Below are 7147 nucleotides of genomic sequence, written 5' to 3'. Positions count from 1 at the left end.
CATCTGGTTTTCAGGGAGCAACTAAAATAGAGCTGAATTTCAGTCTTATTTCCGATTTTGCGGCCATTCAGTCCAAAATAAAACGGTTTATCAGCCCTATTTGGGTAAATGGAAGTGATCGAGGCCAAAAACCATCGAATAAGCCTGAAAAACAGTCTAATATTGAATCAAAACCCTGAAAGAAGCGAAATAAGACTGAAACACAGTCTTATTCGCAAAAAGTGAATGGCAAAGGTCCCGTGGTGGTTGAGGATCACTGCGATGGACGAGAGTCTAGTGGCAATGGCGGAGAGGACACACCCGTTCCCATAGGGAGAAACGGCAGTTTACTGCCGATGCGACGCTTATGCCCTGTGGGTGCATCCCGAACACGGCGGGAGAAGGATGTTCGACTAAGAGCGCCGGCATCCATGCCGGAACGTCGAACGACCTACGTCCTGTAGGCCCAGCGCCGATGGTGCTTATGCACGAGCGCCAGGAGAGTAGGTCGTCGCTAGGCAGATGAAACGCTTTGGCTGAAAACCAAAGCGTTTTTGATTTCGAAATCGCTTATTGATCGCACCATGTGTGGCAACACTAAGATCACAGGGGATCGTATACGTCTCCTTTTTTACATGTGTATGATTTTGGTATGGAGGGCCAAAAGGGATTGGCCTCTGTACTGAGTATGGTGGAAGTTTTATATATTCGATGGGACTTTCGCTGGTTCTTAACAATCTTAATCACACATGGAACCTGATCGCCTATTGTGCAGGATACGGAACCGGTGATTTATTGGCAGCAAGATTGAAGAATCAGATCGTTCGCCATTTTTCCTATAAATAGGCGGAATGTCCCATCAGGACAAAAAGTCAAGATAGACACACCGCGGTAAAGCACACCCTCGCCAATCGGGCAGGAGAGGTGCATCTGCAGCTTTCTGTTCCGTTTTGTTTCCGAATGCAGATTGAATCAAAGTCATGATTTTGGTATTATAAATCTTGTTCGTTAGAAACGTACAAAGCAGGTCAAAGTGTGTAATCGCGCCGGTGCTTTGGACACTGGTGAGGAAAGTCCACACTCGCCCAGGCTGTGATGCCTGGAGTTTGGATGCCTGACGAATTCATAAGTCAGGGCAGTCTGGTTTCGACTGGGCTGACGGCGGTGAAAGGAGCTACGTCCCGTTGGGGATATGCTCCGAATAACCTGAAAGTGCCACAGTGACGAAGTCTTCCTGGAAACGGGAAGAGTGGAACGAGGTAAACCCCATCTGCGAGAAACCCAAATTACGGTAGGGGAACTGCCCGGAAGGAAACAGAACGGAAGGGCGGATCGCTGGCAACAGCGATAGATAGATGGTTACAGCTCGAGTGCGAGGCTGGCCGCCGACTTGTAGCACGAGAGTACAGAATGTGGCTTATAGCTTTGCCTGCTTGCCAAATAAACATACTGATTTTAATAGTAATGTGAATTATACACCTGGACCAAACAGCCGGGTGTTTTTTGTTGTGTCCTTGTCATATTAAAATTCCTCTGTTACTATTATAAAAATTACAGAAAAGAATGATATTTAACTGACTAATAAGAATCATACAGGAGAGGAAGAGACACGGGTATGAGAAGCGACATGATCAAGAAGGGATTTGACAAGGCTCCGCATCGAAGTCTATTGAAAGCTACCGGTTTAAAGGACGAAGATTTCGATAAACCGTTTATCGCCATTTGCAACTCTTTTGTTGAGATCATACCGGGGCATGTCCACCTGAACGAGTTTGGAAGACTTGTCAAAGAAGCGGTACGCGAAGCCGGAATGGTGCCGTTTGAGTTTAATACCATTGGCGTTGACGATGGAATTGCCATGGGGCATATTGGGATGCGATATTCACTGCCCAGCCGGGAGTTGATAGCCGATTCGGTGGAAACAGTAGTGAATGCCCACTGGTTTGACGGAATGATTTGCATACCGAACTGTGACAAAATTACACCGGGTATGATGATGGCGGCGATGCGGATCAATATTCCGACTGTATTTATTTCCGGGGGACCGATGGCTGCCGGAAAAACAAGCAAGGGTCAGGTCGTTGATTTAAGTTCCGTATTCGAGGGAGTCGGAGCTTACCAAGCCGGCAAGATTACCGACGAGGAATTAAAGGACATCGAAGACCACGGTTGCCCGTCTTGCGGTTCCTGTTCGGGCATGTTCACCGCAAACTCCATGAACTGTCTTTGCGAAGTGTTAGGTATCGCGTTGCCCGGCAACGGTTCGATTCTGGCAACTGACCCGTCGCGGAAAGAATTGATTAAACAGGCAGCTGAAAGTTTAAAGTATCTGATCGAGAATGACATTAAACCTCGAGATATCGTCACCATCGAGGCAATTGACGATGCATTCGCCCTCGACATGGCGATGGGCGGCTCGACGAATACCGTTCTCCATACTTTGGCGATTGCACGTGAAGCGGGAATCGAATATCCTATGTCCCGAATTGATGAGATATCACGGCGGGTTCCCCATATCTGCAAAGTCAGTCCTGCATCCAATTGGCATATGGAAGACATTCACAGGGCGGGCGGAATCAGTGCCATCCTCAAGGAACTCAGCAGAAAACCAGGCGCACTGCACCTGAACCGGATTACGGTTACAGGAAAAACACTGGGTGAGAACATTGAACAAGCGGAGATCAAAGACCCGGAGGTTATTATGACCGTGGAAACACCTCATAGTCATGAGGGCGGTCTACGGGTACTAACCGGCAATTTGGCCCCGGACGGCGCGATAATCAAAAGCGGTGCGACGGAAATCAAAAGGCATGAAGGACCGTGCGTGATCTATAACTCTCAAGAGGAAGCTCTGGTAGGGATTATGGCAGGTCAAGTCAAGGAAGGTTCGGTTGTTGTGATTCGCTACGAAGGCCCCAAGGGAGGGCCTGGAATGCCTGAAATGCTGGCTCCCACATCGGCCATTGCCGGAATGGGATTGGGTTCAAGCGTAGCGCTGATAACGGATGGACGTTTCTCCGGAGCAAGCCGTGGCATCAGTGTCGGACACATCTCACCGGAGGCGGCAGCCGGTGGACCGATTGCCCTTCTGCGAGATGGTGACATTGTGGTGATTGACGTGGACGAAAGGGTAATCGAAGTCAAGTTAAGTGATGAAGAATTGGAAAAACGCCGGGCAGATTGGGTCGAACCGGAGCCGAAGGTCAAAACCGGCTGGCTGGCCCGTTATTCCAAAATGGTTACATCGGCGAACACGGGTGCCGTTCTCAAGATTTGAGGATGCTGGTAAGCAAAGCTTATTTTTGTTGGTAGTGGCAAAAGCCTTCCTCCTGAAATATAGTGCAGTAGACCCGAACTCGGCACAGGAAGCAGATCTGCCGGACTGTTCGGGTCCCCGGCAAAGCCTGGCAATGGCAGATAGCTTTGGCGGGTCAACAGGAGGAGGATTGCCATGATAGATCCGAAATATCGGCAAATGCAACCGCCGCAAACCAACTTATACGGACCCTACTATCCATACCCGTTCCCGTTCCCCACGCCGTTTCCTTCTGATCGGCTTGAGCAACGTGTTGAACGCTTGGAAAGGCAGTTTGCGCGGTTGGAGGCTCAAACCGACCGCAATACGGAAGCGATCCGGGATCTGGACCGGAGAGTCCGCCGTTTGGAACAGCGTCTGGGTCTATGAAACAATGATCAGTAACATCGAACCCTCTTGCCATAATTTCTCTCATTACTGCCCCGCCGATCGGGGATACTAGTAATAAACTCAATGGCAAGGGGGTTTGTCTATGACCGTCGTATCTCTTAAGCCTGAGCTTCGGACTGCAGGCGGCGAGACCGTCAGCATCTATTGCGATGATGATTGGGCAGGGGATGTCTATTTGGTGTACCGGGAAGGTGACCTCTTGACCGGAACGGTACAAATCGACACTGGCAAAGTCAGTGAACGGAACCTCGAATATGTAATGGATGAAGTTCGGACTTATATCAGCCATCTGGCCGCTGCTTTAAACATTACCACTTCATCTGTCGTGATGATGCATGGAGATATCGAGCAAATTCTCGAAATGGAACCGATTGATACGACGGACAACATCAACCATGTCCAACTGGACGGCACCTATGAGCACGACTTGTATGCGGAAGAAACCGATGAGCAATTGCATATGGGGTCATATGATGACAATGACGATGATGCGGAAGAGGATTACCATCTAAGCTTATTTTCTGACGAGGGAGACCACGTCAAATATCACCTGTACGATGATTTTCACAATGTGATCGGGATGGTATCCGTAGACGAGATTGGCGAAACTGTTTCAGGGCGGGTTGATTTTTGGGTGGAGCCGGATAAGGATGAACCGGAAGAAGTGGCGCAAGTGCTCTTTCAAGCTTTTAGGGATGAAGATGTTAATCAAATTTCGTTCACCATGAATTACGAAGACCGGCACATCGCCGACATGTATCTGGAACACAGGGATTATTCCTGAGTCCCAATAGGGTCCCGGAACCATAACAATTCTCCGCAAGGAAGATTTGGTAAATATGGAAGTAAAAGATTTATGACAAAAGTTGACGAAAAATAACAGCTTGTCTATAATGAACCCAAAGACAACCTAATCACTGCGCACACGGTCAGGGTTTCTTAAAACTAGGTGAGTAAGAAACCCGATTGAGAGCCGAATTTTCCCGGCTGTGCGAACAAAGGTCTTCCCTTACTAACGGATGTGTTGTTCTCCCATACCCGTTCCCTGGAGAATCAGCGCACCTGTTGTTCGGCGAAGGCCTTTTGTTATGCAAACTTTTAAAGAAAAACCCCTTGTCAATGAAAGCAACCTGTTATATACTGTCTCCTAATTGGAGACTTATGTCTCTTCAGAAGAGACAACCAAACGGGGAGTGGGAGAAATGAAACAACAGATTAACATTGGCATGCTGGGGTTGGGAACAGTCGGTTCCGGCGTCTTCCAGGTACTGAAAGAGAATCAGGAAGAATTGGAGAAGCGCAGCGGTTTGCCGATCCTGATCAAATCCATTGTGGTGAGAGAACTGGAAAAGGAACGGTTGGTGGAAGTTCCATCCGAACTGCTGTCAACAGATGCGGCAAGCGTGGTTAACGACCCGGACATTGACATCGTGGTGGAGGTCATGGGGGGGATTGAAGGCACCAAAGATCTCCTGTTGACTGCTTTCCGCAACGGGAAAAGTGTTGTAACTGCCAACAAGGACCTGATTGCGGAACACGGAGATGAGCTGACACTTGAAGCAACCCGAAATGGGTGCGATTTCTTGTATGAGGCAAGTGTAGGCGGAGGGATCCCGATTATCCGGCCGCTCCGCAAAGATCTGGCCGGCAACAGAATTCACGAAGTGATGGGGATTGTCAACGGGACCACCAATTATATTCTCACTCGCATGACACAGTCCGGAATGGCATTCGAAGATGCTTTAAAAGAGGCTCAGGATCTGGGGTATGCGGAGGCCAATCCGGCTTCTGACGTGGAAGGCTGGGACGCAGGCCGCAAGATTGCAATTGTTGCCTCCCTGGCATTTAATTCGAGGGTGAATTTTCCCGATGTGGACACGGAAGGCATCACTTCCATTACGGCAAGGGACATTGAATATGCCAAAGAACTTGGATATGCCATCAAGTTAATCGGATGCGCAAAGGAAACAGATACCGGAAAAATATCGGCACAGGTTTTCCCGGCGCTGGTTCCGTTGGATCATCCCCTGGCATCGGTAAACGGTGCTTACAATGCGATATTTGTCCGCGGGAACGCCATCGGGCAGGCCATGTTCCTTGGGCTGGGGGCCGGTCAAATGCCGACTGCCAGCGCCGTGGTGGGTGATATCGTCGAGGCGGTACGCAATTTCCATGCGGGAACCCGAGGCAAGTTTTTGGTAGACTGTTACCACAAGAAAGAAGTTCAATCCTCACTCGAGAATCATCACCGTTTCTACCTGCGCATGGAAGTGGCCGATCAGGCGGGTGTATTGGGGGCAATCGCAGGAAAAATTGGCCAGCATGACGTGAGCATCCAAACCATGTTCCAGAAATGGGCCGACAACCAAACAGCTGAAATTGTGGTGATTACTCATGAGACCCGTGAAGGGGCGCTGCGTGACGCCCTAAACGAACTCAGTGACATGCCGCATGTCAAAGCAATCAAACAAACCCTTAGAGTAGTGAATTAAACAGATACATTCAAATGATATTTCAGATGGGAATGGTTATGAATGCGAGTTGGATATTTGGGACCACGAGGGACCTTTTCGGAAGAAGCGTCGCTCCGTTACTTTGAAGGGCAAGATGTGGATTATCATATGTATCCTTCCATCCTGGACGTACTGGACGCTGTACAGGAACAGGAGATTGATTTCGGTGTGGTTCCGATTGAGAACTCGATCGAAGGTTCTGTCACCATGACATTGGATGGACTGTCAAAAGACCCCGATCTATTCATCGTCGCCGAGGTCGTTCTCCCTATCGAGCAAAACCTGCTGGCAAACGTTGGCACTCTGGTGTCGGACATCCGGGAGATCTGGTCCCACCCGCAGGCGCTTGCACAATGCCGGGACTTCATAAGAGGACTGGGAGCGAGGGGCAAAGCCTGGGACAGCACAGCTTCGGCCGCAGCGGAAGTTGCTGCTTCCGGGCGTAAGGACGTGGGGGCTATTGGCAACTCTTGGGCGGCAAAAAAATTTGGACTTGTGATTTTGCAATCCAATTTGCAAGATGCCTCCGAGAACCATACAAGGTTTGTTGTGGTGCGGAGAGAAGAGAAAGCGCTTTCGGACGCAGACAAGTCAATGCTGTTGGTAACGCTGAATGAAGAGAGGGCCGGTGCTCTCGTCCATGTATTGAATGTGTTTGCCGCGCTAAACCTTAATTTGACGCGGCTTGAGTCCAGACCGACCCGGAAAAAACTAGGAACCTACCAATTTTTTATCGATGTGGAAGCAGGCTGGCAACACGATCATCTGCAAAAAGCGATTTCCGTAATTGGCACTTTCGGACATCAGGTCCGCGTTCTTGGGAGTTACAGAAAAAGCAAAAAAATTTAAAAAATGTACGTTGACAGATAATTGATTCGGTTACTATAATCTGTTTAACGATTTTATTTCAGTCCAAGAGGGCATCTAGGGTTCCGTCGAACACGAGTCT

Annotated in this window: 6 protein-coding genes and 1 other RNA gene; all 7 read left to right on the top strand. The window is 49.2% G+C overall.

The features are described 5' to 3' along the window. Positions 1–648 precede the first annotated feature (648 nt). Positions 649–825, top strand: coding sequence for a DUF5698 domain-containing protein (locus EFBL_RS21965; protein ID WP_369690110.1), 177 nt, complete (start codon positions 649–651; stop codon positions 823–825). Positions 826–1008: 183 nt separating this feature from the next. Further along, positions 1009–1404: RNase P RNA component class B (gene rnpB / locus EFBL_RS16825), an RNA gene on the top strand. Between the two features lie 190 nt (positions 1405–1594). After that, entirely contained in the window at positions 1595–3256 is a 1662-nt protein-coding gene (gene ilvD / locus EFBL_RS16820) for a dihydroxy-acid dehydratase (RefSeq protein ID WP_096183355.1), read from the top strand. Between the two features lie 174 nt (positions 3257–3430). Further along, complete coding sequence (locus tag EFBL_RS16815; RefSeq protein WP_096183353.1) at positions 3431–3664, top strand: hypothetical protein; 234 nt, start codon at positions 3431–3433, stop codon at positions 3662–3664. A gap of 103 nt (positions 3665–3767) precedes the next feature. Next, positions 3768–4469, top strand: coding sequence for a hypothetical protein (locus EFBL_RS16810; protein ID WP_096183351.1), 702 nt, complete (start codon positions 3768–3770; stop codon positions 4467–4469). Positions 4470–4887: 418 nt separating this feature from the next. After that, positions 4888–6177, top strand: coding sequence for a homoserine dehydrogenase (locus EFBL_RS16805; protein WP_096183349.1), 1290 nt, complete (start codon positions 4888–4890; stop codon positions 6175–6177). 42 nt (positions 6178–6219) lie between these two features. Further along, the gene (pheA, locus tag EFBL_RS16800) at positions 6220–7047 is read left to right on the top strand and encodes a prephenate dehydratase (RefSeq protein ID WP_096183347.1); all 828 of its coding nucleotides are present in this window, start codon (positions 6220–6222) and stop codon (positions 7045–7047) included. Positions 7048–7147: the final 100 nt, after the last annotated feature.

This window comes from Effusibacillus lacus (assembly GCF_002335525.1).
GTDB classification, from domain to species: domain Bacteria; phylum Bacillota; class Bacilli; order Tumebacillales; family Effusibacillaceae; genus Effusibacillus; species Effusibacillus lacus.
Note: the sequence above shows the minus strand (reverse complement) of the source record. Positions and strands in the feature narration are given on the sequence as shown.